This window comes from Lapidilactobacillus achengensis (assembly GCF_003946655.1).
In the GTDB taxonomy this organism is placed as follows: domain Bacteria; phylum Bacillota; class Bacilli; order Lactobacillales; family Lactobacillaceae; genus Lapidilactobacillus; species Lapidilactobacillus achengensis.
In genome coordinates this window covers 1-1,609 of sequence record NZ_RHOV01000048.1, presented here as the reverse complement: position 1 = coordinate 1,609, position 1,609 = coordinate 1, and the positions used below count along the sequence as shown (strand labels likewise).

Annotated in this window: 1 protein-coding gene; it reads right to left on the bottom strand. The window is 46.1% G+C overall.

Annotated elements, in window-relative coordinates; genetic code table 11:
- Positions 1-32: 32 nt before the first annotated feature.
- The gene (locus EKM94_RS12180; RefSeq protein WP_125602407.1) at positions 33-1,565 is read right to left on the bottom strand and encodes an IS3 family transposase; all 1,533 of its coding nucleotides are present in this window, start codon (positions 1,563-1,565) and stop codon (positions 33-35) included.
- Positions 1,566-1,609 lie beyond the last annotated feature (44 nt).

The window sequence follows — 1,609 nt, the reverse complement described above, 5'->3', positions numbered from 1 at the left end:
GGGCGTGCGGACGTTTTTCTGGACTTTCACCTTCAGGAAGCCTTGCTCTGACGGTATTCTTGCGGGCTTATTCCTCCTAAAACTTTTTTTCTTCGCTTAGTGTTATACCACTCGATATACTGATTAAGTTCCTGAGTAAAGTCATCTATAGTCTTTCCAAGCCAACTTCTGTTGTAGAAGAATTCAGTCTTTAGGTGACCAAAGAAGCTCTCTGCTTGTGCGTTATCAGGTGTGCTGGCCTTCTTCGACATTGACCGCGTGAGCCCTAGTTCGTTCATCAATGTGATCCAGCCCGGCCAACGATAGTGAGCCCCGCGATCAGAGTGGACAATGGGGTGTTCGTTTGACGCGAATGTCTCTGCGGCGTTGCTAAGCATTGTATTCACTAGCTCGGCGGTTGGACTGGATCCGACTGTCCAACTCGTGATTTGACCATCAAAACAATCGATGAGTGGTGACAGATAGACTTTTCCAGCTGGGATAGAGAACTCCGTTATATCTGTGACTAACTTCTGATTAGGCTCTCCTGCTTGAAAATTACGGTCTAGAATATTGGGGACAGCTGGCGTGATTTCGCCTGCATACGAGCTGTACTTACGACAACGTTTAATGGCGATTTCTAAGCCTTCTTCGGCCATTAATCGGCGAATCACTTTTTCTGAAAGTAGAATGCCTTCATCAGCTAGTTCCATCTTCATTCGACGATAGCCGTAGCTTTCATAGTTCTGCTTGAAGATAGCCCTTAAGCGCGGACGCACAGCTTCATATTTATCGCCTTTGGCGATAGCGTTACATTGATAGAAGTAACTACTCTTCGATAGCTGGAGGGATTGAAGCAATATGTTGAGTGAATATTTATCACGCAGGGCATCAATCACTTGAACCTTTTCCCGATTAGTTAGGTTAAGATGATCAATGCCCAGATCTTTTTTTAGAAGGGCGTTCACCTGATGGAGAATATCGTTTTGAAGTTCAAGCTCCTTGATACGGGCCTGAAGCTCTGAAACTTCGGGAGTGACGTCTAATGACTTTACCTCCTCTGATGAGTCTGACGTTTGCTTCGTCGGAAAGCTCACGCCCAATACATCCCGCTTCCAACTATAAAGCGTTTCTCGGCTGATTCCAAAGTCCTCTGCAATTTTTCTGGCTGGAACTTCTCGCTTATATAATGCCTCTACAGCTTTGACCTTGATATCAGCGGGTGCGGCAAGCTTAGCAACGACTGTTCGGCCACGCAGTGAGTCGTCGCAACGAGGATCTTGTAATAGCCACTCTCGAAGCAATTGACGTGAAGGATAACCCATTGCTTTGACCGTCTTCGTAATGAATTGCCCATGTTCGAAGAAGTGATTCAAAGCGGCCTGACGCTGTTCATCAGAGTACTTTGGTTTTCGCTTTCGAGGAATGTCCACAAGCATGGAGTTTGCATCAAGTTCGTAATCCCTGATCCATTGCCTCAAGGCACCCAAAGATGGATAGCCCAATTTTCGGACTACCGCACTCCATGACTGATGATACTGGTAAAAGAGCTCAATGGCTCGTTGCTTGTCTTCTCTTGAATACATAATGGTATTATACCCGAAGTCCAGGATTTTGTCCGCACGCCCAA